The organism is Paenibacillus sp. J22FR83, from assembly GCF_059691955.1.
Genome location: NZ_JCAUAM010000011.1, coordinates 190,863 through 214,128, shown reverse-complemented (window position 1 = coordinate 214,128; position 23,266 = coordinate 190,863). Strand labels below are relative to the sequence as shown.

Below are 23,266 nucleotides of genomic sequence, written 5' to 3'. Positions count from 1 at the left end.
AAAAAGCTGTTTCAATCTCTGACAACGTGTCAGATCTTGAACAGCTTTTTGTTTGTTAAAGTTTAGTAGTTATACATTTTGTAATGCTTGTTCCACTTCCTGTACGATGGCTAATGCCGCGCTGCGCGCACTCGAGAATGCGCGTTCAGCCAGCTCACCTTTACCTGTACAGCCGTCTCCACAGAAATAGAACGGAATATTCTCAACACGAGTTGGCAAAAGTCGGTTGGTTGCAATGTTTTTCACACTGGATACCATTGCTTTCTTCGAAACCCGCTTAACCGCAGTAACATCACGCCAGCCTGGGTAATGTCTATCGAATAGAGCCTCCATCTGTGATGTTTTATTGTCCAAATACGCTTTGCGTTCCTCATCGGTGTCGAAGTTATCGCTGAGGTAAGCGATACCCTGAAGCAATTGTCCACCTTCTGGAACTAACGTATGGTCTGTTGCGGAAACATCGCTGATGAATAGTTTATTATCCATGTCACTAATGTAACTGAATGGTCTAGCAACGACGTGGCTTAAGCCTATGTCATAAACCATTACCTCGGTTGCCGTGTTGGATTCGTAAGGAGCTAAGAAGGGTTCCCAAGCCGAACCTTTGAGTAATTTGACTACTTGTTGAACAGGCATTGCGAAGATGACTTTATCAAATGCCATTTCACGCGTTTTCGTTTTCAGTACGAACTTACGATCCTCATAACGAAGTCCGTCGACACCTTCCTGTAAGGCGATTTCCCATTTGCCGGAAGTGGTCAATTTCTGTTTGAGTTGATTTGTAATAACAGCCCAGCTGCCTAAGACATAGTTAACAGGTTTACTAGACAAGAACAAGTTGTGATAGTACTCGCTAATTACAGCGCCGGAGACGTTGCGTGCATCCTCAGGGGTAATGAAGAAGTTGGAGCAAACCAAATGCTCCCATAGCTCTTTAACATCTTCATCCGCATTGGATTCGGCAAGATAGTCAGCCAATGTCGCGTAGTTCTTAATATTGTGGATATTAGCAATAATGGCAGCAATTTCACCAACAAAACGAACTTTTTGAATCGTGCTAAGCAAATCCGTTTTGAGGAGGTTAATCGCATCTAATGGTGCGGTTGTAAGTTGGTTATGTTTGGCATAGACGACTTTGCGTTTATCGACTTGTTTAGAGGAGAAGGAAAGCCCGAGCTCGCGTTCCATTGTAGTCAAAGTATGACGATCAATACCGTAAATAGCGTGCGCGCCGTAATTTAGCGTGAAACCTGCTTTCTCATACGTGAAAGCTCGCCCTCCAAGCTGTGGACTACGTTCAAATAATATACCTTCTACATGGGGGTTTTCGGATAAATACGCGGCAGCTGTTAACCCAGCTAATCCTCCGCCAATAATGGCTACTTTCATTCGCTTTTCCTCCTTGGGGGTGGGTTCTACCTGCAGCGATGCGTAAGGTTCTTCTGAACGGAGACCTACCCATAACCAGGCTAAGTTGTTTTTCATCATGGAGAGCAGATCGGCATCTTCTTGATTGCACCAAGTGAGAATCGTTCCGGTATACATGCATACGAGCAGTTCAATCTTTTTTGGCTCCGGGAGCCAGTGCAGTAAGCTTTGAGACAAGACTTTTAATTGCTGGAGCTCTTCCGTTTTTACCGTATCATTCTGTAAAGAAAGTGCCTGCAAACTGCGAATGAGTCGGGGTGACATGTGAATATTCGACGCTAAGTCTAAAAATAGACGATTAATATGGCCTTCTAGCGATTGTACCTTCGAAGGGGGCTGTTTGACCCACTCTTGAATCAGCAGTGTTTGTTTACTGTATAACGCTGTAATAATGGCATCTTTACTCTTGAAATAATGATAAAAGGTTCCTTTGGACGTACTGGTTGCCCCGATAATATCATCAACAGATACATTCTCGTAGCCTTTCTCCATGAACATCGTTAGGGCAACTTCCATCATGACATCACGCTTTTTGCGGGTCGAGGCTCTCATGAATTGACTCATCCGCTCACTCCATTCAAACAATCCGTTTACACTTATTATATGCAAAAATAGACTTGCAGTCTACAAGTGAATTGACCGGCGTCAAATTGGAACCGCGGAATAAATAATCTAAATTATTCTTTACCGTGTGAGGCTTCTCCGTTCGGTATATACTTCACTTTAGAACTTCTTGAGAGGATGAAATAAAGACTTGAACAAACTAGATTTAGGTTGGCATGTAAGTTTCGATAAAGCGTTTGAGCCTTTTTTAAATGAAGAAGGATTTGTCGCAGGCCGCGTCTCCTTAGAACATAAACATATGTATCGCGTTCAGACGGAAGTTGGCGAAGTGTTAGCTGAAGTTTCGGGCAAAATGCGTCACCAAGCTCTGCGCCGCGAGGATTACCCGGCAGTAGGAGATTGGGTGGTACTATCAATACGAGAAGGGGAACAGCGTGCTGTGGTCCATGCGGTGCTTCCTCGTCGAAGTAAGTTTTCCCGTAAAGTGGCTGGTCAAGTCACGGAAGAGCAAATTGTTGCGACCAATGTAGATACGGTATTTTTGGTAAATGCACTGAATCAAGATTTTAATGTACGGCGAATTGAGCGCTATCTGGTTCTAGCTTGGGAAAGTGGTGCCAATCCTGTCATCGTTCTAAGCAAGTCTGATCTTTGCGCTAATCCAGATGAGTTAGCAGCTGAAGTGGCTGCCGTTGCTATTGGCGTTCCCATTCATATTATTAGTTCTGCTGAAAATCGAGGATTAGAGGAACTTGCTTCTTATATGACTAGCGGTCAAACTGTTGCGCTGCTAGGCTCTTCAGGGGTTGGGAAGTCGACCTTAGTTAACCGTATTTACGGTAAAGATATATTGAACACAGGCGATATTCGATCGGGAGATGACAAAGGGAAGCATACGACAACCCACCGTGAGCTGATTCTGCTGCCAGATGGTGGTATCTTAATCGATACTCCGGGGATGAGAGAGCTGCAGTTATGGAGCGCTTCTGAGGGCTTGAGTACTTCCTTCCAGGATATTGAGGAATTCGCCGATCAATGCTTTTTTCAAGATTGCAAACATGAGAATGAACCGAAGTGTGCGGTGAAATCCGCTCTAGATTCGGGAGTATTGTCCGCGGAGCGTTTTCAGAATTATGTGAAATTACAGAAGGAACTTGCGTATTTGGCTCGCAAAGAGGACAAAGGACTTCAAGCAGCTGAGAAAGCAAAATGGAAAAAGATCCACCAATCCCTCAAAAGTCAACCTCATCGCTAAATTCGATAAGATTTGGATTGGATTTTTTGATCGCTTTCCGATAAACTTATAGGTAAGTAGGATAACACTGTCGGGAGGACGAATGTATCAATGAGTGATTGTATTTTTTGTAAAATCATTGCAGGGGATCTTCCCTCTAAGAAAGTCTATGAAGATGATCAAATTCTAGCTTTTCATGACATCCAACCAGCAGCACCGATTCATGTTCTTATTATTCCGAAGAAACACTTTGCTTCTTTAGCAGCAGGTCAACCGGAAGATTGGGCAATCGTAGGGCAAATGCAGCGCGTCGCTGCGCAGATTGCTAGAGAACTAGAAGTAGAAGAATCCGGTTATCGGGTGATTACGAACATTGGAGCAAACGCAGGTCAAATCGTTCACCATTTGCATTATCATTTGATGGCAGGAGCTAGATTAGCACCGCTTGGTGTTCATAATTAATCTTTCTAGTAGGAAAGATTGGTTTTACGATTGACACCCTAATTACTATCACCTATAATGAGATTTGATGAACCGTTTTGTCTTAGATGGTCTGTTCGGAGGGAGGGAAAACTGTTGTCAGAAACTCGAGTTCGTAAGAACGAAACTATAGATGCTGCACTTCGTCGCTTTAAGCGTTCCATCGCTAAGGATGGCGTACTTGCAGAAGTTAAGAAACGTAAGCATTATGACAAGCCAAGCGTTAAGCGTAAGCTTAAATCTGAGGCTGCTCGTAAAAGAAAGTTCTAGGAGGCAACATGAGCTTAAGCGATCGATTGAACGAAGATATGAAACAAGCGATGAAGAGTCAGGACAAGTTTAAGCTCTCTGTAATTCGAATGGTACGTTCTACGATTAAGAATTCTGAGATTGATCTGAAAAGACCCTTAGACGACAATGAAGTGCTTGATGTTCTAACTCGTGAGATCAAACAGCGTAAGGATTCCCTCCAAGAATTTACCAAGGCAGGTCGTGATGATCTAGCCGACAACCTGAGTGCGGAACTTGTTATTCTAGCTGAGTACATGCCGCAACAGCTTTCTGAGGAAGAAGTGAAAGCCATTGTACAGCAGACCATCCAGCAAATTGGTGCTTCTTCCAAAGCGGATATGGGCAAAGTGATGACGGCATTGATGCCTCAGGTTAAAGGACGCGCTGATGGTAAACTTATCAATCAGTTAGTTCAACAATTATTAGGTTAATACCAAATATGTTTTGTGAAGATCGAGTGGACATTTCTGCTCGGTCTTTTTTCTTTACTAAAGTACTTTCTAATATTTCTACTAATATTCCGAAACAGTTCATAAGTTGTTGCGTACATACCTAGTGAGAGTAAGTAAGAAGGGAAGGAGTGAAGGACGATGTTTCTTGACAATCTATCCGCGTTTCTGACTCACCCTGTGACAGGTACAGTATTATTGATGGTTGGCATTATTGGGATTGCACTTGAGTTGCTTTTTTTCAGTAGTGGATTGCTTGCCTTGGCGGGAGTTGCTGGCTTTGGTTTATATTTCTTAGGTTTTTACTTGGCGGGCTTTGCGAGTTTTGGCGACTTAGCTGTCTTGGGACTTGGCTTGGTTCTCTTGATTTTAGAATTAGTTGTTCCAAGCTTCGGTATTCTAAGTGTATTAGGAGCGATTTGCCTATTCGGCGGAGTGTTGATGGCTTCTTCGGATCCCAAGGAAGCAGCGTATATGCTAATTATTGCCTTACTAGTCGCTCTTGTGGTTATCATTGCTGCAATTAGAACGTTTAAACATCGCGGCGTTTGGAACCGTTTCATTCTGAAGGAACAGCTAACGACGAGCAAGGGTTTTACATCGAGCCCTGATCGATCGAATTTAGTTGGTTTGATAGGGGAAGCCATCACCCCGTTGCGACCTGCGGGAACGGCATTGATTCAAGGAGAGCGCGTTGATGTTGTCACGCATGGTAGTTTTATTTCGGTAAATAAAGCCGTTATTGTTGTGGAAGTTGAAGGTGTTCGTGTTGTAGTGAAAGCGATGGATGACCAACCTAATCATAAGGAGGAAACAAACAAATGACGATTGAACCAGGTTTATATTTGGTGCTGTTAGCAGCGATTATTATTATTGTGTTGTCCATATTACTCAGTGTGGTTCCAGTTATGTTATGGATCTCTGCGCTGGCTTCCGGTGTAAGAATTAGCATTATTACCTTAATTGCCATGAGATTGCGTCGGGTAACACCAAGCCGCATCGTGAACCCAATGATTAAAGCTACGAAAGCGGGCATTGATCTTAGTGTGAACCAACTGGAAAGTCATTATCTGGCAGGCGGTAATGTTGACCGTGTTGTGAATGCGTTGATTGCTGCACATCGTGCCAAAATTCATTTGGAATTCGAGCGCGCGGCTGCCATTGATTTGGCGGGTCGTGACGTATTGTTGGCTGTTCAAATGAGCGTCAACCCACGTGTAATCGAAACGCCTAACGTCTCTGCTGTAGCGAAAAATGGTATTGAAGTGAAGGTTATTGCACGGGTTACGGTGCGTGCCAACATTGATAGACTCGTAGGTGGTGCTGGTGAGGAAACGATTATTGCCCGTGTCGGCGAGGGGATTGTAACGACCGTAGGTTCTAGTGAATCACATAAAGATGTATTAGAAAATCCAGACATGATTTCTCGCACTGTTTTAGGCAAAGGTTTGGATGCAGGGACAGCTTTTGAAATTCTGTCTATTGATATTGCAGATGTCGATGTTGGTAAAAATATCGGTGCCCATTTGCAAACAGAGCAAGCAGAGGCAGATAAACGGATTGCCCAAGCCAAAGCTGAGGAGCGCCGCGCAATGGCCGTTGCAGCTGAACAGGAGATGAAGGCGCGGGTAGTCGAAATGCGTGCTAAGGTTGTTGAATCAGAGTCGCAAGTACCTCTTGCCATGGCTGAAGCATTGCAAAAAGGGCAATTAGGTGTCATGGATTATATGAATCTCAAAAATATTGAATCCGATACGCAAATGCGTTCTTCATTAGGTAAAATAAACGATGGAAAAAATGAAAAAGAATAAGGTGTGTGAGGTGATCAAATGGAACAGCTTATCGCATTCTTATTTAAGAACTGGTATTTGGTCATTATAGCGTTAACCTTCTTCTATCAACTACAAGGCAGACGCAAGCGAGCTGAGCAGAGTGCACAAAGGAAAGGTATGCCGACTTTTGGTAATGGCCCAAGCGACGCCAGGAGGCCTGTAGAAGCGAAGAACGTGCAACCAGGTCATCTAAGTCCAACGAGTCATCAAGGACGTACACAAGACGATTTTAAACAGTCTGGGCTTGGTAAGACAAATGCAGTAACACAGAAACAGAAGACTTCCCCCTTTACGCCACAAGTGGTCAAAAGTACAACGGCAGTAAGTTCGCCTATTTACGCAGATGAGATCACAACGCCAAGCCAATTTCCCGATCAACCGAATCGGGATCAAGTTCTTCAGGGCGTTGTTTGGGCAGAGATACTAGGCCCGCCACGTGCCAAAAAGCCATACCGTCGATAACGACTATTTCAGGAACGCCCTCTTGCTAATGCGAGGGGGCGTTTTTTTTATGTCTCTTTTTCATAAAAGCGGCCTCAGCCGCATAATTTGGTAGAAAGTCTATGCGCCTTTTCTGCATTCTCGATCTTTTAGTTAGAGGGGGTACTGCCCAGCTATGCGTCGCTTGACCCGCAAATGGAACCAGTTCACGGCCAAGATCCTTGATCTTCCCCAAGATGTTGTACAGGATTTGCCGCGAATCACGATGATCGGCAACGTACAGCTATATGTTGAGAACCACCGGGGCGTACTGCATTTTTCCAGTGAAATTCTGAAGCTGGAGTTAGCGAAAGGAACGCTGGAAGTATGCGGCCAACAATTGGTCATAAGAGCGATTCTTTCAGAAGAGGTATTCATTGAAGGCATCATCGATCATGTGAAATATATGCCTTAATATCGTGGTAGTGCGAATGAGAACTGGAGGCTGAGTCATGAAACAATCCCTATTCATTGCCCGTTTGCGTGGCTATGTACGCATTCAAATTAGAGGCAAGGACTGCGAAAGGTTGATTCGTCCCATGGTGGAGGGAGGCTACTCCATATGGGATATTCAAGCTGGCAAAGATGGGAAACTAGAGATGTACATCCTTATCAAGGATTTCTTCCGACTTCGGCCGCTTTTGAAACGGACAGGCTGCAGAATGCATGTGGTGGGGCGGTTTGGTCTGCCATTTTTCATGGATAGAATTGGACGGAGAAAAGTGTTGTTTGGCGGTATAGCTGCATTCATTATTAGTCTCTATGTGCTCACTTCATTGGTGTGGCAAGTCTCTGTGGACGGCAACGACCGCATTGCGTCGTCTGACATTTTGCAGGCCGCATCCAAGCAAGGGATACATAAGTTTCAGTGGAAATTTAAGTTGGACAAGACTGAGGAGCTTTCTCGCGCTATACAACAGCAACTGCCGAGCGCGGCATGGGTTGGCGTCGAAATCCGAGGGACGCATATCACGATTAAGGTTGTTGAGGCAACCATCCCCGGCAAAGATCCTTTGAAAAATCCGAGAAACATTGTAGCTTCCAAAAGTGCGCTCGTAACGGAAATACAATCGGTCAAAGGTAAGCCAATGGTGAAACCGAATACGTACGTTCGCAAAGGAGCTGTTTTGATCTCAGGTACGATCGGTGATGAGCAAAATAGTCAAATTGTGGTCGCAGATGGTAAGATAAGAGGAGTGGTCTGGTATACCTCCCGAATCGAAGTTCCGCTTACGAAACAATATAAAGTTTTTACAGGCGAAACCGAGCATCGGAGTTATCTCGTATTCGGATCAAGAGCGTTGCAACTTACAGGCTATGGGAAGACGGGCTTCGAGCATTTTGAGACACTGCCTGATCGCAAAACATTAGCTTGGCGGTCATATTCAATTCCTTTAGGTTGGCTGCATGAGAAAATTATGGAGGTCCATGTCGTAGAAGAGCCGGTGGAAGCGGCGAACGCAAAAAAGACGGGCATTGAGCAAGCTAGAATCAAATTATTAGGAGCTGCAGGCGAGGATGCAAGGATCGTCGGAGAAAAAATTTTGCATGAAAAAACAGAGAATGGTAAAATTTATATAGACGTTCATTTTGAGGTCGAAGAAAATATTGCTGAAGAACAACCAATTGTGACACAAGGAGAATGAGGCCCTGTTGATAGAAAATGCGCAATCTGTCCAAATTACATTGAAAAACCCAAATGAAGGATTAGCTTTATTTGGTCCGCAGGATAAATTTTTACATATCATCGAGCGGGAAATTGCAGCTCAGATCTTTACGCGCGAAGCCGAAATAACCATTCAAGGCAGGGCTGCGGAAGTGAACTCACTTCAGCAGCTCTTTGAAGTTCTACTGCAGTTAATCCGTAATAATTACACGGTAACGGAACGAGATGTGCTATATGCTGTTGAGCTAGCGAAACAAATGAAAGCGGAGCAGTTACTGGACTTATTCAAGGGTGAAATTACAACCACTCACAAAGGCAAGCCAATTCGTGTCAAAACGATTGGACAAAAGAAGTATGTGGATACAATCAAGAAGAAGGATATTGTCTTCGGGATAGGTCCAGCAGGAACAGGTAAAACGTATCTAGCTGTTGTTCTTGCAGTAACCCGATTGAAAGAAGGGGCTGTGAAACGCATTGTTCTTACACGCCCAGCAGTTGAAGCAGGGGAGAGTCTAGGGTTTCTACCAGGCGACTTACAGGAAAAAGTTGACCCTTATTTACGCCCATTGTATGATGCTCTTAACGATGTCCTAGGGCCTGAGCAAGTTGCGAAGTCACTAGAGCGCGGACTCATCGAAATCGCCCCTTTGGCCTATATGAGAGGGCGTACACTTGATGATTCTTTCATCATTCTAGATGAAGCACAGAACACGACACCAGAGCAAATGAAAATGTTTCTAACGAGGCTTGGTTTTGGTTCCAAGATGGTCATTACAGGGGATGTGACACAGATTGATTTACCTAGAGGGAAATCTTCTGGTTTGGTTGAAGCGTCTCGTATTTTAAGTGGCATTGAAGAACTAGGCTTTATTCATTTTGATGAGGGTGATGTTGTTCGACATTCACTTGTTCAGAAGATCATTGTTGCCTATAACGCTGAAATGAATAAGTAATCAGGCTAGGTTGGATAGATAGAGAGGAATGACCTCCGTAATGAAAAATGAAGTTCAAATGAAAGGCAAATTTCATTACCGGCTGAGCGGATGGAAATACAACACAGGCTTAAGAATAATCTTATTTCTCATATTGGGATTGATTTTCTACGCCACCTTGTATGCTAAGCTCGTTCCACAAGTATTCGATATTACCTTAGGTATGAAGAGTGAGAAGACGATTTATGCACCTGAGCAGATTGAGAACGCTGTTGCAACAGAGCAAGCCAAAGAAGACGCTGCGAAGCGCGTTCAGCCTGTTTATCGGAACGTTAATCTCAAGAACGAAATTATTAGTGATGCTATTTTTGATAAATTATCTCAAATCAATGCCGATGAAGAAGTGAAGTTTGATGATAAGGTGAGTATTTACCGTCGCGTAATCCCCCAGATCATTAGCGATACTACGAATGATACCATTAAAACGTTTCGTAATAGCGGACAGTACAACGACTTGTTATTGGAACAAATCCAACTTAGCCTTGCAGACCAGAAATATCCGCTTCCTGAAGAAGTATATTTTAAACTGCCAAGGTTGACCAAGGAAGACATTGCGGAGATGCGTCTCGTGACTAGAGATATTCTTATCAAGCTAATGTTGAACGAGCAGATCTTGGATGCACAGACAGCACGTGCTAAGGTCGCAGAGGTTGTGAATACATCTACCTTAGCGAAGAATACATCCCGTGAGATGGTAACGGAGATTGCCAGAGCATTGATTACGCCCAATAAGTTTTTTGATCAGAAGGGCACCGATGATGCCAAGGGACAAGCAAGGGCAAATATGAAGACCGTATATATTAATAAGAATGATGTCCTAGTTAAAGCTGGAGATGTTATTACGGAAGAAATATACACGCGATTGGAAAAGCTGAAGCTATTGAAGGATAAAGCCAATCATTTACCTCAGCTGGGGCTCGGAATCCTTTGCGCGCTCTTATCCTTTGTAATCTTTATATTTGTTAGGCAAAGTACTTTACAGGTGAAGTACAATAATTCTCAGCTAGTTATGCTAGTTCTCATCTTTGTGATGAATATCGCTGGTATGAAAATCATTTCACTGCTGCAGAATTTTGATTATCCCTTTATCGGCTATTTGGCTCCGACAGCACTTGGCAGCATCTTGATCGCGATTTTGTTGGATGCGCCGCTTGCTTTTATTTCATCGGTTTTATTCTCCATCATTGCCAGTATTATTTTCAATACAGAGCACGATTCGTTGTTCGATTTTCGGTTTGGCTTAGTGAGCTTAGTTATTTGTTTCAGCGGGGTATTTACGATTCAGCGTGCAAGCCAACGTGCGACGATATTGAAAGCAGGCTTAATGATCGCCTTTTTCTCCATGTTAACGATAACGGCGATGCTGTTGGTTGAAGACCATTTTCAACAAAGAGAAGCATTGATGTCTTTATCTTTTGCTACGGCTGGAGGGCTTGTAACCGTCGTGTTCGTCATTGGGCTGCTTCCATTTTTTGAAGCTTCTTTCGGAATCCTATCTCCCCTTAAGTTGGTAGAACTTTCGAATCCGAATCATCCATTGCTGCGTAAACTGCTAACGGAAACACCTGGCACCTATCATCACAGTGTGATGGTCGGTAACCTATCTGAAGCTGCGGCGGAATCCATTGGTGCAGACGGGCTTCTGTGTCGCGTCGGATCGTATTATCATGATATTGGCAAAACCAAGCGGCCTAGCTATTTTATTGAGAATCAGACGAATATCGAGAATCCTCATGATCGTATAGATCCGAATCTTAGCAAGTCCATTATTATTGCGCATCCGCGCGATGGTGTTGATATGTTGAAGGATTATAAAATGCCTAAACCGATCCGCGATATCGCAGAACAACATCATGGGACAACGCTCCTGCACTTCTTTTATCATAAAGCGAAGAAGCAAGGGGAAGAAGAGAACAGTGAGAAGGCGATACGTGAAGAAGATTTCCGCTATCCAGGACCTAAAGCGCAGTCGAAGGAAGCGGCAATTGTCGGAATTGCTGATAGTGTAGAAGCAGCTGTACGCTCACTGCGTAACCCGACCCTCGAACAAATAGATTCCATGGTAACCAAAATTATTAAATCACGCTTGGACGATGGTCAATTCAACGAATGTGATCTCACTTTGAAGGAACTTGATAAGATTGCCAAAACACTGAATGAAACATTGTTAGGGATCTTTCATTCTCGCATCGAATACCCAAGTGAAATAACGGCTAAGAAACCAGGCGCATAAGAAGGAGGGTTTGACCCTATGGCAAGTGTAGATTTGACATTAGCATGGAGTAGTGAACAGGAAGAGCGAGAAATATCGCCGGCATTTATTGAAAAGCTCGAAGAGTTACTCAAGCTTGCAGGTGAGCTAGAAGGCGTTTCTGAAGGGGAAGTTGCCCTCACTTTCGTTGATGACGAGACGATTCAAGACTTGAACAAGCAATACCGTAATTTAGACAAGCCTACTGATGTCCTATCTTTTGCGATGAGTGAATTTGGTGATGATGAAATTCAAATTAACTATGAAGATGATGGTGACGATGCTGAGGGCGAGCTTGAAGAGGGCGAAACCGTCTCCGAGGCGTTCATCGAGCCGCTTGGTGATATTATCATTTCCGTCCCGCGGGCGATTGCACAAGCAGCAGAGTACGGTCATTCTGTTGAGCGTGAGCTGGGCTTCTTATTTGTCCATGGCTTCTTGCATCTAATTGGATATGATCACCAGAGTGAAGAAGAAGAGAAAGTGATGTTCGCTAAACAAGAGGACATTTTACAGAAGGCAGGCTTGACACGCTAATGTCGGGCGGCTTCCGTAAATGGCGTAGAAGTTTTAGGTATGCCTATGAAGGAATTAAATATGCACTAGATACGCAGCGAAATATGAAATTTCATTTTTCCGTTGCGTTTCTTGTGTTATTGGCAGCTCTTTTTGTTCATTTATCCAAAACCGATATTTTGTTTATTTTGTTGGCCGTCACGCTCATGATTGTCACAGAATTAATTAATACGGCTGTCGAGAAAACGGTGGATCTTGCTATGCCAGACCGCCATCCGTTAGCCAAAATTGCGAAGGACGTCGCCGCGGCGTCCGTATTGGTGTCTGCTATGTTTGCAATCGTTGTCGGTTTAGTTGTTTTCTACGAGCCCGTCGATCAGTTGTTACGGCATGCCAGACTCGAAGAAACACCGATGTCAGCGGGAGCGATATGGATTTTAATTGCTCTAGTCATGCTTACGGTCATCGTCATTGAAACAAGGTTTTCGGACAAAGGCAAACTCGTTAGACCGAGTTTACTAACAGCGATTGCATTTGCAATTGCAACTGTCATCTTGGTGTTAGTTACTGAAACGATTGCCGCGTTACTTGGGTACACATTGTCTATTATTATCCTTATTGTCTTGTACGATAAGAAAACAAGGCCTTTCCCAGCACTCTTTTTGGGGGCAATGATCGGCATTGTCGTGACGCTCCTCGCTTTTACCTGTTTAAACATGCTATAACTTAACTATTACTAATAAATAAAAGGGTGGATGGCTATGAATCCGCAAGAACTCATTGAATTCGCAAAAGAAGCGATGAAGCGAGCCTATACGCCTTATTCCAATTTTCAAGTCGGTGCCGCGTTATTGGACGCGAATGGAAATGTGCATTTGGGGTGCAATGTCGAAAATGCAGCCTATGGACCGACGAACTGTGCCGAGAGAACTGCGTTATTCCGTGCTATTGCAGATGGGCATCCGAGGGGATCCTTTCAAGCGATCGCGGTAACTGGAGATACGGAAGGACCGATTTCGCCATGCGGCGTATGTCGTCAAGTATTAATCGAATTGTGCGAACCTGAAATGCCTGTTTATTTGAGCAATCTCAGAGGAGCTTTCGTGCAAACGACAGTGTCTGCTTTATTGCCAGGCGCTTTTACAACGAAAGATTTGCACACAAATGGAGGATAATTAGAAGTGGCCAAAAAAGAATTTAAATCAGGGTTTGTCGCGATTATCGGACGACCGAATGTCGGGAAATCAACACTCATGAACCAAATTATCGGACAAAAGATTGCGATCATGTCGGATAAGCCGCAAACAACTAGAAATAAGATTCATGGTGTGTACACATCGGATAATGGGCAAATTGTATTTCTAGACACGCCAGGTATTCATAAACCTACGTCTAAGTTAGGCGATTACATGAGTAAAGTTGCTCATGGGACACTTGGTGAAGTTGACGCTGTCTTGTTTTTAGTTGACGTAGTTGATGGTATTGGCGGGGGAGACCGTTATATTATTGAGCAATTGAAGCATATTGAAACTCCCGTTATTCTCGTGCTGAATAAAATTGATCTGGTACAACCGGAAGCATTGCTTGCGATTATTACCAATTACAAAGATCTATACAATTTCGCTGAAATCGTACCTGTATCCGCCTTGAAAGGCAATAATGTAACGACACTCCTTGAGCAAATTATTCGTTATTTGCCTGAAGGACCGCAATATTACCCTGCGGATCAAATTACAGATCATCCGGAACAATTCGTTTGTGCGGAGCTTGTACGTGAGAAAATTTTGCACATGACACGCGAAGAAATACCGCATTCTATTGCCGTTCAGATTGAAGACATGCGTGTCGAACCGAACGGTATCGTTCATATATCCGCGGTTATTTTCGTAGAGCGCGAGTCGCAAAAAGGTATCGTCATCGGTAAGCAAGGTGCGTTGCTCAAGGAAATCGGTCGTCAAGCCCGCCGTGATATTGAAACATTGCTAGGCTCCAAAACTTTCTTAGAATTATGGGTGAAAGTGAAGAAAGACTGGAGGAACCAAGATAGAGTTCTTCGTGATCTTGGTTTCCGACACGAGTAATTTATTTCCTAAGAGTACCAGTTTTTACATCGCATACTGAAGCGGTCAATGCACATCCTATGAACATCACGTTCGATGGGGAGGATGCTGAACATGAAAGATTTTTCGTGGACGTATTTTTCAAAGACCGGTGATGTGGACGCCTATCTGCTGTACAAACAAGTAACGGGAGAACCTGGTATGGATTCGGAAGTGCAAGAAGAGGATCAAAGTAACGAAGAACCGCTCGATGGTCTGAATATGTGAGGGGAAGCACTCATGTATTCAGAGCGGCCTTCATGGGGGAAGCTATTTGCTGCATAGCGTTCAAGGAATTGTCATTCGTAGCATGGACTACGGAGAAGGCAACAAAATTATTCGGTTATTTACTCCCGAGCTGGGGAAAGTCGGAGTCATGGCTCGCGGTGCGAAGAAACTGAAAAGCAAACATGGCGCCGTTACGCAGTTGTTTACGTACGGCGATTTTGTTTTTTTCAAACAAAGAGGTCAGATGGGATCTCTCAACGGAGCCGAAATTATTGAGGCGCATCATGCGTTGCGTGAAGATTTACACAAATCGGCCTATGCTTCGTATTTGGCAGAAATGACGGATCGTATGCTTGGCGATGAAGAAGGAAACAATTACCTATTTGAACAGCTCAAGGCTGGTTTAATGGCCATCGAAGAAAATAAAGATATGGAAATTGTCACCCATTTGTATGAAATGAAAATGTTTGACTTGGCTGGCTATTTACCGATAACAGATGCTTGCGTTGCATGTGGTGAAACAACTGGCATTACTGCTTTCGGCCCGAACATGGGCGGAACATTATGCAGTCGTTGTCGATATAAGGATCCCTCTGCGATTGCCATCGGTGATGGTGCTCAGAAACTGCTTAGACTTTTTCCGAAAATGGATATGCGAAGACTGGGGACTGTTCAAGTGAAAGCGGAAACGAAAACGCAGCTTAAGCGATGCATGCGTGCCTACATGGATGTTCATATTGGTGTGCAATGGAAATCAAGAGGATTTATTGAACAAATGGAGAAGTACAATATTTAAGAGGCCATGGATTGAATTGACAGGTGTTTCTCCCTTTGATATGATGTGGTGGAAAACGCCTCGCCCTTGTGCTATCCGCATATCGGTGAGGTTTTTCTCATGTTGTCGGTTCGGTTCTGGTGCATTTTACATACATATGCTAGCGTAGGGTCTGTCCCTGCTGAAAGGGGTTAGGAATATGGAACACCCACAAGCTACTCGCGTTTACGTTGTTTCGGATTCTGTCGGTGAAACAGGTGAATCTGTCGTTCGTGCAGCCGCTATGCAATTTCATCCCGTGCCTGTTGAAATCGTACGTGCACCATTCATTCATGATTTCGAAGGAATCGATAAAGTGATGAATGGGATACGAACGCATGGAGGGATCGTTGTATTTACACTAGTTATCCCCGAACTACGGGATGATTTGATAGCCAAAGCGAAACAATACGATATTCCCTACATCGATTTGCTTGGGCCTGTTGTGACAACGCTTGGGAAAGCATTGCGACAAGAACCGCGGAGACAACCTGGAATGATTCATCCTTTGGATGAAGACTATTTCAAGAAAGTTGAAGCTGTTGAATTTGCTGTAAAATATGATGATGGTCGCGATTTTAGTGGCATTCAGAAAGCGGATATCATTCTTTTGGGGGTATCGCGCACATCCAAAACGCCATTATCTATGTATTTAGCGCACAAACGACTGAAAGTTGCGAATGTACCTTTGGTACCGGAAATGCAGCCGCCAGCCGCCATTTATACCGTTCCTAGAGACAAGATTATTGGCCTGCGGATTGATCCTGATAAATTAAATGTCATTCGTCAAGAACGACTCCGTACACTTGGACTTGCAGAAAATGCAACCTATGCGAATGTAGAACGTATTAAAATAGAACTGGATTTTGCTGATAAAATTATGAGTAAAATCGGTTGTGTCATCTTTGATGTATCGAATCGCGCTGTAGAAGAAACAGCCAGTTTAATTATGGATCACATTGAACATATCTAGTAAGCTTTTATGATCTGGCTTGCAGGATTTTTTGTAAGTCCATCGTATATAATAGTACGGTGAGATTTCTTTCAGAAGGCAGGGGCTAACACTTGAGTGCAAGAAGTATTATTGTTGATGCCGATGCTTGTCCTGTAAAGTCGGAAATTGAACAGGCAGGTCGACAGTTTGGCGTACAAGTTGTCCTAGTCGCTTCATTCGATCATAAGATGAAGGAAAATCCAGGTGTGAAGGTAGTTCAAGTAGATCGTTCCGATCAGTCTGTCGATTTATATATTGCCAATCAGATTCGGTCAGGAGATATTCTGGTAACACAAGACTTTGGACTTGCCGCATTAGGACTAGCGAAAGGTTCCATTTGTTTGACGAATCGGGGGCAGGAATATACCGATAGTTCGATTGATTATTTGTTGGAACGCCGCCATGCTTCCGCCAAAATGCGAAGAAATGGGAAGCATACGAAAGGGCCAAAACCCTTTACAGAGACGGATCGTAAAAATTTTCTACATGGTTTGACAAATCTTTTGAAAAATTTGCAGGAAATCGAAAATGAATAGCGAATAGTAATTAGTCGGAAAAGCGACCTGAATTGTAGGTGGATTGAAATGAGGTACGGACGCATACCTGAAGAGGTTATTGAGGCTGTACTGAAACGCCATGATATTGTAGACGTCATCGGCAGGCATGTACATTTAAGCAAACAAGGGCATTATATGAAGGGACTATGTCCTTTCCACTCAGAGAAAAGTCCTTCATTCACGGTTACACCTGAGAAACAGATTTATCGTTGTTTCGGCTGCCAGGCAGGCGGGAACTTAATTCGTTTCATCATGGAAATCGAGGGCCTAAGCTTCGCAGAGGCCATCACGAAGCTTGCAGAAGACGCAGATATCCCCATTACGTGGGAAGAAGTGTCCGACGAGCAGAATGAGCAACAGCAAGAAAAAGCGACCCTTTTGAAAGCCTATGAATTTGCAGCGAAGTTCTATCATTATGTTGTGGGGAATACGGATCAAGGTAAAGCGGCTAAAGGCTATCTGACTTCTAGAGGAATCTCCGATAAGCTGATTGATACGTTTCAGATTGGTTACGCACCGTTAATGTGGGACACGCTCGTTCAACAATTGGACAAACGGGGCTTTGACTTAGCTTTAATGGAAAGAGGCGGATTAATTTCCGCAAAACATGAAGGTCATGGCTACGTGGATAAATTCCGTGAACGCATCATGTTCCCTATTTGTGACTCTACGGGTAAGGTCATTGCCTTTGCTGGCAGAGCCATGGGGGATGCGCAGCCCAAATACTTAAATAGTCCCGAATCCATTCTTTTCAACAAAAGTCGAACTTTGTACAATTTGCACCTATCTCGGCCGAATATGCGAAAGCTACAGCAAGCCGTTATTTTCGAAGGATATGTGGATTTGATCAAAGCTTGGGAAGCGGGCATTACGAATGGTGTTGCGACGATGGGCACGGCATTAACCAAAGAGCATGCTGCTTTATTGAACCGCAACGCGGATGAAATCGTCATTTGCTATGATGGGGACAGTGCTGGACAAGCTGCTGCTTTCAAAAGTATTCCTTTATTGGAAGACACCGGAAGCCGAGTCACGGTTGCGATGCTGCCAGATGGCAAAGATCCTGATGATTATGTTCGACAATATGGGTTTGACCGATTCGCAAGGGAGATTATTGGTGCTTCCGTGCCATCGATGAAATATAAGTTATTATATATCCGCAAAAATTTTAAATTGCATGAGGACGGTGAACGTTTACGTTATCTGCAATCCGCTGTGAAGTTAATTAGCCAGTTGCAATCTCCTATGGAACGCGAACATTATCTGAAACAGTTAGCTTCAGAGTTTCCGGATTCTTCCTATGAAGCCATGAAGTTAGATCTCCATGAAATCTTATTGCAATCGGAAAAAAACCGACCAGATGGGGATAATAAACCAATTCTGTGGAATAATGTTATGAATAATGGGAGACCAGCGGAACGAACAAAGAAAAAAACGCCCTCGTTATTACCGGCATATCATAATGCAGAGCGTTTGATTTTAGCCGTAATGATGCATGATCGAGAAGTATGTGCGCATGTTGAAGCGCAATTGGGTGATCAGTTTAATGTTGAAGCTCACGCAGTCTTAGCTGCTTATTTATATGCTTACTACGCTCAGTATTTAGAGCCCGACGCAAGCCGATACATTGCCATGCTGCAAGATGAACAGCTGGAGAGCTTGGCTAGTTCCATCGTTATGATGGGAGCTGGTCATGGACTAAACGAACAAGTGATTGACGACTATATTCGCCAAATTCGCAAAGTTCCAATGCAAGAAGAAGTTGAACGCAAGAAAGAAGAACAAGCTCGCGCAGTACGCGAGGGAGACCATCTTAGAGCTGCACAAATTGCAATTGAAATTATTGCCCTAGAAAAACAGTTAAAGTCATCATAGCTAGACTGATATGACTAGGGAGGAGGGAGTCCGTACCATGGCGAATGATCAGCGTACAGAATTAGAGACAGAATTGACCCTGGACCAGGTGAAAGACCAACTTATAGAGCAGGGGAAGAAACGGTCTTCACTAACTTACAAGGATATCATGGAGAAATTAGCTCCCTTCGATCAGGATCCTGAACAAATCGATGAGTTCTTTGAACAACTCTCCGAGCAAGGTATTGATGTGGGGAATGAATCAGATGAAGATTCGATGAATCCGGAAGAAAATGAGCGCGATGAATTTAACTTCGATGATGATCTGGCTCTGCCGCCGGGGATTAAAATTAATGATCCAGTTCGGATGTACTTGAAAGAAATTGGTCGCGTGCCGCTTCTTTCCGCGGAAGACGAAGTGGGCTTGGCTAAGCGAATTGAAAATGGGGATGAGGAAGCGAAGCGTCGTTTAGCAGAAGCTAACTTACGTCTCGTTGTAAGTATTGCCAAACGTTATGTAGGTCGCGGCATGCTATTCCTTGATTTGATTCAAGAAGGTAATATGGGTCTTATTAAGGCTGTGGAGAAGTTCGACCATACCAAAGGGTACAAATTCAGTACCTATGCTACTTGGTGGATTCGTCAAGCGATCACTCGCGCAATTGCCGATCAAGCGAGAACGATTCGGATTCCGGTACATATGGTTGAAACGATTAACAAATTGATTCGTGTTTCTCGTCAATTGCTGCAAGAATTGGGGCGCGAACCTACGCCAGAAGAAATTGCAAAAGAGATGGATTTGAGCACGGATAAAGTTCGTGAAATCATGAAAATCGCGCAAGAGCCAGTTTCCTTAGAAACGCCGATTGGTGAAGAAGATGATTCACACTTAGGGGATTTTATCGAGGACCAAGAGGCGCTCGCACCAGCGGATGCTGCTGCTTACGAGCTTCTAAAAGAACAGCTTGAAGACGTATTGGATACGTTAACTGAAAGAGAAGAGAATGTGCTTCGCTTGCGTTTCGGGCTTGATGATGGACGTACTAGAACATTAGAAGAAGTCGGTAAAGTATTCGGTGTTACAAGGGAACGGATTCGTCAGATTGAAGCAAAAGCTTTACGGAAATTAAGACATCCGAGCCGTAGCAAACGCTTGAAGGACTTTTTGGAATAAAATCGCTAGGAGTGGGCCCTGCCAAATTCGGCGGGGTCTTTTTTACGGTTTCCCACAAAATTTACTAAAATCTGAGCATTGAATCACCGATAAAGTAGCTAGGAAGGTGAGCGAATAGATGGATGCTGAGAGAAGAAAAGTGATAGTAAGAGAAATCGATCATTGGCGCCGGAGCAAATTGCTACCCGAGCATTATTGCGATTTTCTAATGAATTTGTATGTGGATGATGTGACACCTAAACCGGCTTCACTAATGGGAGTTTCGGCTACGGCTGTAACAAACAGTAATTGGAAAATATGGTTGTTTGCATTAGTGGCAATTGCTGCTCTTGCCTTATCTGCTCTTAATTTTAACTCTTTTGGTTTGCCAATGCAAATTGGTATTTCCACACTTTTTGTTATCATTTGTTATGCAGTTGCTTATAGACATAGGAGTCGTACGCCTGTTATTTCTTATGTCTTGTGCGGCATAGCATCTGTTGCTATGCTATTTTTAGGCATGCATATGATGGATTTATCGGGTATACACACACCAACAACGTATATTGGATATTTGGCATTTTGTAGTTGTATATGGCTATTTAATGGTTTAGTCGGACGAATGGCAATTTTCCAAATTTGTGGATGGCTAGGACTTCTAGGAACGTATAGCTGGTTGTTAATTCAAAAGTTAGATTATCCGTCTTGGTTTTCACTTGAAGCCAGCTGGATTCCTGTCAGTGTTGTTCTTATATGGATGGCTTGGCTTGCACATCACACGAATAAACAAGCGGCTAGCGTGCTCATGCTAGTAGGAGGCTTGGCTTGGTTTCTCCCTGAGGTGATGACCTTCCTTGTGGATGTAGATATCAGCTCGCGTGTCATTCAACTATCATTCACGGCCAAATTAGTTTCAGTAGGCGTAGCATTATTTGTGCTGCGAAAAAAATGGGTAGAGTGGGTAATGTAGGCTATGGTTAAATTATCGAAAAGACTTCAAATGATTGCTGATCGTGTACCAAGGGGTTCGAAAGTAGCGGACATCGGTTCGGATCATGCTTTATTGCCAACCTATTTGGCGCAGCAGGGAATTATTGTAGCTGCTGTAGCAGGAGAGGTAAATCCTGGACCTTTCGAGGCTGCACAAAGACAGGTGCTCGAGAGCGGTTTATCCAAGGTTATTCAAGTGAGATCTGGCGATGGGCTTGCAGTAATCGAGGCTGGCGAAGTGAATGTTATAACGATCGCTGGCATGGGCGGAAGCTTAATGGCGAGTATTCTAGAAGCGGGCAAAGCGAAGCTTCCTGGCGTTCAGCATTTGATTTTACAGCCGAACGTAGGTGAAGATCATGTGCGGCGTTGGTTGCTCTCCAATGGTTGGAAACTGGAGTCTGAAGCTATTCTCGAAGAAGATGGCAAAATTTATGAGATCTTAACTGCAGTGACTGCGGATGCTGAGGAGCGTGGAACATTAGAGGCGCTTTATACAGAGCGACAGCTTCCGGGTGGAGTCACCATTTCGAAGGAACGTTTGCAACAAATGGGCCCATATTTGATTAACGAAGCACCAGAGGTCTGGTTCACGAAGTGGGAGAGTGAGCTGAAGAAATTGGCGATGATCGTAGATCAGTTAAAGCTGTCCACTGCGGAAGCCTCCATTGCAAAGGCTGAGCAGGTAAGCCAAGAAATGCATGAAATAAAGGAGGTGCTAGCGTGTTTGCAAAAGGTCAAACCGTAATCCAGTTATTTGAACAGCTGGCTCCTAAGCATTACGCGATGGCAGAAGACAAGATCGGCCTGCAGCTTGGCTCACTTCAGAAGGAGATCACGAAAGTGCTGGTTGCTCTTGATGTAACCGATGCCGTTGTGGATGAAGCCATTGAAGTTGGGGCGAACTTAATTATTGCACATCATGCGATAATTTTTAGACCGTTAGCACATCTTCAGACCGAGACACCAGCAGGCCGTTTGTATGAGAAATTAATCAAAAATGATATCGCTGTCTATATTGCTCACACGAACCTTGATGTAGCTGAGGGTGGGGTTAATGACCTGCTGTCGGAGCAATTAGGCCTAACGGAAATGACACATCTGGAAGATGTGCATACAGAAAAGCTTCAGAAGCTCGTTGTCTTCGTGCCAGAGACGCATCATCAAGTCGTGCTGGATGCCTTGTTTAAAGCGGGGGCTGGCGGCATTGGCCAGTACAGCTCCTGCTCTTTCAATATCCCCGGTACGGGCACATTCCTGCCGCAGGAAGGAGCGACTCCGTTTATCGGGGAAGTTGGGAAGCTGGAACGCGTACAAGAGGTACGCGTGGAGACGATCGTAACCGCTAGCGTACAACGCAAAGCGGTTACAGCTATGCTGAAGGCCCACCCCTACGAGGAGGTGGCCTATGACCTCTACCCGATGGACCTCAAGGGTAGAGTGTTCGGTTTGGGCCGCGTGGGCAAGCTGCCCGCGGCAATGACGCTTCGCGAGCTCACCGAGCACGCGAAGGTGGTGTTCGACGTGCCGACGGTGCGCGTCGTCGGCGATCTATCACGGCCCATCCGCAAGGTGGCCGTGCTGGGGGGCTCTGGCGGCCGCTACATGCGGCACGCCATGTTTGCCGGCGCCGATGTGCTGGTCACCGGCGACATTGACTACCACACCGCGCACGATGCGCTTGCGGCGGGGCTGGCCCTACTCGACGTTGGGCACAACGTCGAGAAGATCATGAAGCGCGGCGTCGCGGATTATCTTGCCGCGCAGTTGGCTAAGACAGATACGCAGGTACTTCCATCTGCGATTAATACTGAACCGTTTCAGTTCGTATAAGAAGCACTCGGATGCTTCTGGAAAGAATGGAAACGTCCATGTGTTGTAATTCGTAGGCATTCCTAGTATACTAGCCTATGCAATGGAAAGTTTGACAGACAATCGCTGGCTATGGGTAAGCCATAGCGAGAGGAAAGTCCGGGCTTCATAAGGCAGGGTGCTGGATAACGTCCAGTCAACGCGAGTTGAAGGATAGGGCCACAGAAATGGACCGCCGATGGCTTGAAATATAGCACAGGCAAGGGTGGAACCGTGGTGTAAGAGACCACGAGGTTCTATGGTGACATAGATCCTGGTAAACCCCACTTGGAGCAAGACCTAATGGAACGCTAGCTGCTTTCGAGGCAGCAGTCTTCGCCTGAGACGCGTTCGGGTTGGTCGCTTGAGCTGTGCAGCAATGTACAGCCTAGATAGATGATTGTCGCTTCAATAGTGGCAGGGGAGCAGACGCCCGTTATGACCACTGGAAGTACAGAACCCGGCTTACGGCAAACTTTCCACTCAGTCGGTTATACCCGCAAGGCTTTGGCTTTGCGGGTATTTTATTACAAAATCAATAAA

Annotated in this window: 25 protein-coding genes and 1 other RNA gene; 25 read left to right on the top strand and 1 reads right to left on the bottom strand. The window is 44.5% G+C overall.

The genetic code is table 11. The annotated features are described in order from the left end of the window. Positions 1-69: 69 nt before the first annotated feature. Positions 70-1,992, bottom strand: a complete 1,923-nt coding sequence (locus AC58PV_RS20895; protein ID WP_497434300.1) for an FAD-dependent oxidoreductase — start codon at positions 1,990-1,992, stop codon at positions 70-72. A gap of 190 nt (positions 1,993-2,182) precedes the next feature. Here AC58PV_RS20895 and rsgA point away from each other — a divergent pair, with 190 nt between their 5' ends. The 25 genes from rsgA to rnpB all read left to right on the top strand — a co-directional run bounded on the left by rsgA (position 2,183) and on the right by rnpB (position 23,206). Further along, positions 2,183-3,247: a ribosome small subunit-dependent GTPase A gene (gene rsgA / locus AC58PV_RS20890; protein ID WP_497434299.1), complete on the top strand. Its 1,065-nt coding sequence runs from the start codon at positions 2,183-2,185 to the stop codon at positions 3,245-3,247. Between the two features lie 90 nt (positions 3,248-3,337). Next, a complete protein-coding gene (locus AC58PV_RS20885; RefSeq protein WP_497434298.1) occupies positions 3,338-3,688 on the top strand; it encodes a histidine triad nucleotide-binding protein in 351 nt (116 codons plus the stop codon). A gap of 114 nt (positions 3,689-3,802) precedes the next feature. Continuing rightward, positions 3,803-3,976, top strand: coding sequence for a 30S ribosomal protein S21 (rpsU, locus tag AC58PV_RS20880; RefSeq protein WP_028558020.1), 174 nt, complete (start codon positions 3,803-3,805; stop codon positions 3,974-3,976). Positions 3,977-3,984: 8 nt separating this feature from the next. Beyond that, complete coding sequence (locus tag AC58PV_RS20875; protein ID WP_057314579.1) at positions 3,985-4,428, top strand: GatB/YqeY domain-containing protein; 444 nt, start codon at positions 3,985-3,987, stop codon at positions 4,426-4,428. A 159-nt stretch (positions 4,429-4,587) separates the two neighbouring features. Then, positions 4,588-5,271, top strand: coding sequence for an NfeD family protein (locus AC58PV_RS20870; protein WP_497434296.1), 684 nt, complete (start codon positions 4,588-4,590; stop codon positions 5,269-5,271). Then, complete coding sequence (floA, locus tag AC58PV_RS20865; protein ID WP_497434295.1) at positions 5,268-6,257, top strand: flotillin-like protein FloA; 990 nt, start codon at positions 5,268-5,270, stop codon at positions 6,255-6,257. The genes AC58PV_RS20870 and floA overlap by 4 nt, the downstream gene beginning before the upstream one ends. 18 nt (positions 6,258-6,275) lie before the next feature. Continuing rightward, positions 6,276-6,740 carry a YqfB family membrane protein gene (locus AC58PV_RS20860; protein ID WP_497434294.1) on the top strand — a complete coding sequence of 155 codons (465 nt, stop codon included), beginning with the start codon at positions 6,276-6,278 and terminating at the stop codon, positions 6,738-6,740. A gap of 154 nt (positions 6,741-6,894) precedes the next feature. After that, positions 6,895-7,173, top strand: a complete 279-nt coding sequence (yqfC, locus tag AC58PV_RS20855) for a sporulation protein YqfC (protein WP_056609736.1) — start codon at positions 6,895-6,897, stop codon at positions 7,171-7,173. 37 nt (positions 7,174-7,210) lie between these two features. Continuing rightward, positions 7,211-8,404, top strand: coding sequence for a sporulation protein YqfD (yqfD, locus tag AC58PV_RS20850; protein ID WP_497434293.1), 1,194 nt, complete (start codon positions 7,211-7,213; stop codon positions 8,402-8,404). Positions 8,405-8,414: 10 nt separating this feature from the next. After that, on the top strand, positions 8,415-9,377 hold the full coding sequence (locus AC58PV_RS20845; protein WP_497434437.1) for a PhoH family protein: 963 nt from the start codon (positions 8,415-8,417) through the stop codon (positions 9,375-9,377). Between the two features lie 40 nt (positions 9,378-9,417). After that, positions 9,418-11,649, top strand: a complete 2,232-nt coding sequence (locus AC58PV_RS20840) for an HD family phosphohydrolase (protein ID WP_497434291.1) — start codon at positions 9,418-9,420, stop codon at positions 11,647-11,649. 18 nt (positions 11,650-11,667) lie between these two features. Further along, positions 11,668-12,204, top strand: a complete 537-nt coding sequence (gene ybeY, locus AC58PV_RS20835; protein WP_497434290.1) for an rRNA maturation RNase YbeY — start codon at positions 11,668-11,670, stop codon at positions 12,202-12,204. Further along, positions 12,204-12,908, top strand: coding sequence for a diacylglycerol kinase (locus tag AC58PV_RS20830; protein ID WP_497434289.1), 705 nt, complete (start codon positions 12,204-12,206; stop codon positions 12,906-12,908). The genes ybeY and AC58PV_RS20830 overlap by 1 nt, the downstream gene beginning before the upstream one ends. A 36-nt stretch (positions 12,909-12,944) precedes the next feature. Beyond that, positions 12,945-13,358 (top strand): cytidine deaminase, encoded by a 414-nt coding sequence (gene cdd, locus AC58PV_RS20825; RefSeq protein ID WP_497434287.1) that lies wholly within the window; start codon positions 12,945-12,947, stop codon positions 13,356-13,358. A gap of 6 nt (positions 13,359-13,364) precedes the next feature. Continuing rightward, entirely contained in the window at positions 13,365-14,264 is a 900-nt protein-coding gene (gene era / locus AC58PV_RS20820) for a GTPase Era (RefSeq protein WP_497434286.1), read from the top strand. Between the two features lie 93 nt (positions 14,265-14,357). Further along, the gene (locus tag AC58PV_RS20815) at positions 14,358-14,510 is read left to right on the top strand and encodes a YqzL family protein (protein ID WP_082593664.1); all 153 of its coding nucleotides are present in this window, start codon (positions 14,358-14,360) and stop codon (positions 14,508-14,510) included. A 46-nt stretch (positions 14,511-14,556) separates the two neighbouring features. Continuing rightward, positions 14,557-15,306: a DNA repair protein RecO gene (gene recO / locus AC58PV_RS20810; RefSeq protein WP_497434285.1), complete on the top strand. Its 750-nt coding sequence runs from the start codon at positions 14,557-14,559 to the stop codon at positions 15,304-15,306. A gap of 178 nt (positions 15,307-15,484) precedes the next feature. Further along, entirely contained in the window at positions 15,485-16,297 is an 813-nt protein-coding gene (locus AC58PV_RS20805) for a pyruvate, water dikinase regulatory protein (protein ID WP_497434284.1), read from the top strand. A gap of 92 nt (positions 16,298-16,389) precedes the next feature. After that, positions 16,390-16,854, top strand: coding sequence for a YaiI/YqxD family protein (locus AC58PV_RS20800; RefSeq protein ID WP_497434282.1), 465 nt, complete (start codon positions 16,390-16,392; stop codon positions 16,852-16,854). Positions 16,855-16,902: 48 nt separating this feature from the next. After that, the gene (dnaG, locus tag AC58PV_RS20795; RefSeq protein ID WP_497434280.1) at positions 16,903-18,750 is read left to right on the top strand and encodes a DNA primase; all 1,848 of its coding nucleotides are present in this window, start codon (positions 16,903-16,905) and stop codon (positions 18,748-18,750) included. 37 nt (positions 18,751-18,787) lie between these two features. Next, the gene (rpoD, locus tag AC58PV_RS20790; protein WP_028558036.1) at positions 18,788-19,903 is read left to right on the top strand and encodes an RNA polymerase sigma factor RpoD; all 1,116 of its coding nucleotides are present in this window, start codon (positions 18,788-18,790) and stop codon (positions 19,901-19,903) included. Between the two features lie 118 nt (positions 19,904-20,021). Further along, on the top strand, positions 20,022-20,852 hold the full coding sequence (locus AC58PV_RS20785) for a hypothetical protein (protein WP_497434279.1): 831 nt from the start codon (positions 20,022-20,024) through the stop codon (positions 20,850-20,852). 3 nt (positions 20,853-20,855) lie between these two features. Next, positions 20,856-21,620 carry a tRNA (adenine(22)-N(1))-methyltransferase gene (locus tag AC58PV_RS20780; RefSeq protein WP_497434277.1) on the top strand — a complete coding sequence of 255 codons (765 nt, stop codon included), beginning with the start codon at positions 20,856-20,858 and terminating at the stop codon, positions 21,618-21,620. After that, positions 21,596-22,705: a Nif3-like dinuclear metal center hexameric protein gene (locus AC58PV_RS20775; RefSeq protein WP_497434276.1), complete on the top strand. Its 1,110-nt coding sequence runs from the start codon at positions 21,596-21,598 to the stop codon at positions 22,703-22,705. Before AC58PV_RS20780 ends, AC58PV_RS20775 begins: the two co-directional genes overlap by 25 nt. 86 nt (positions 22,706-22,791) lie before the next feature. Then, an RNA gene (gene rnpB / locus AC58PV_RS20770) (RNase P RNA component class A) lies at positions 22,792-23,206 on the top strand. Positions 23,207-23,266: the final 60 nt, after the last annotated feature.

Bases quoted from the DNA above. Each gene is read 5' to 3' on its own strand.
- AC58PV_RS20780 (WP_497434277.1), top strand. From the start codon at position 20,856: ATGGTTAAATTATCGAAAAGACTTCAAATGATTGCTGATCGTGTACCA.
- AC58PV_RS20870 (WP_497434296.1), top strand. From the start codon at position 4,588: ATGTTTCTTGACAATCTATCCGCGTTTCTGACTCACCCTGTGACAGGT.
- AC58PV_RS20815 (WP_082593664.1), top strand. From the start codon at position 14,358: ATGAAAGATTTTTCGTGGACGTATTTTTCAAAGACCGGTGATGTGGAC.
- AC58PV_RS20840 (WP_497434291.1), top strand. From the start codon at position 9,418: ATGAAAAATGAAGTTCAAATGAAAGGCAAATTTCATTACCGGCTGAGC.
- rpoD (WP_028558036.1), top strand. From the start codon at position 18,788: ATGGCGAATGATCAGCGTACAGAATTAGAGACAGAATTGACCCTGGAC.
- AC58PV_RS20875 (WP_057314579.1), top strand. From the start codon at position 3,985: ATGAGCTTAAGCGATCGATTGAACGAAGATATGAAACAAGCGATGAAG.
- AC58PV_RS20860 (WP_497434294.1), top strand. From the start codon at position 6,276: ATGGAACAGCTTATCGCATTCTTATTTAAGAACTGGTATTTGGTCATT.
- cdd (WP_497434287.1), top strand. From the start codon at position 12,945: ATGAATCCGCAAGAACTCATTGAATTCGCAAAAGAAGCGATGAAGCGA.
- AC58PV_RS20895 (WP_497434300.1), bottom strand. From the start codon at position 1,992: ATGAGTCAATTCATGAGAGCCTCGACCCGCAAAAAGCGTGATGTCATG.
- yqfD (WP_497434293.1), top strand. From the start codon at position 7,211: ATGAAACAATCCCTATTCATTGCCCGTTTGCGTGGCTATGTACGCATT.
- floA (WP_497434295.1), top strand. From the start codon at position 5,268: ATGACGATTGAACCAGGTTTATATTTGGTGCTGTTAGCAGCGATTATT.
- yqfC (WP_056609736.1), top strand. From the start codon at position 6,895: ATGCGTCGCTTGACCCGCAAATGGAACCAGTTCACGGCCAAGATCCTT.
- AC58PV_RS20830 (WP_497434289.1), top strand. From the start codon at position 12,204: ATGTCGGGCGGCTTCCGTAAATGGCGTAGAAGTTTTAGGTATGCCTAT.
- AC58PV_RS20805 (WP_497434284.1), top strand. From the start codon at position 15,485: ATGGAACACCCACAAGCTACTCGCGTTTACGTTGTTTCGGATTCTGTC.
- ybeY (WP_497434290.1), top strand. From the start codon at position 11,668: ATGGCAAGTGTAGATTTGACATTAGCATGGAGTAGTGAACAGGAAGAG.
- AC58PV_RS20785 (WP_497434279.1), top strand. From the start codon at position 20,022: ATGGATGCTGAGAGAAGAAAAGTGATAGTAAGAGAAATCGATCATTGG.
- AC58PV_RS20885 (WP_497434298.1), top strand. From the start codon at position 3,338: ATGAGTGATTGTATTTTTTGTAAAATCATTGCAGGGGATCTTCCCTCT.
- dnaG (WP_497434280.1), top strand. From the start codon at position 16,903: ATGAGGTACGGACGCATACCTGAAGAGGTTATTGAGGCTGTACTGAAA.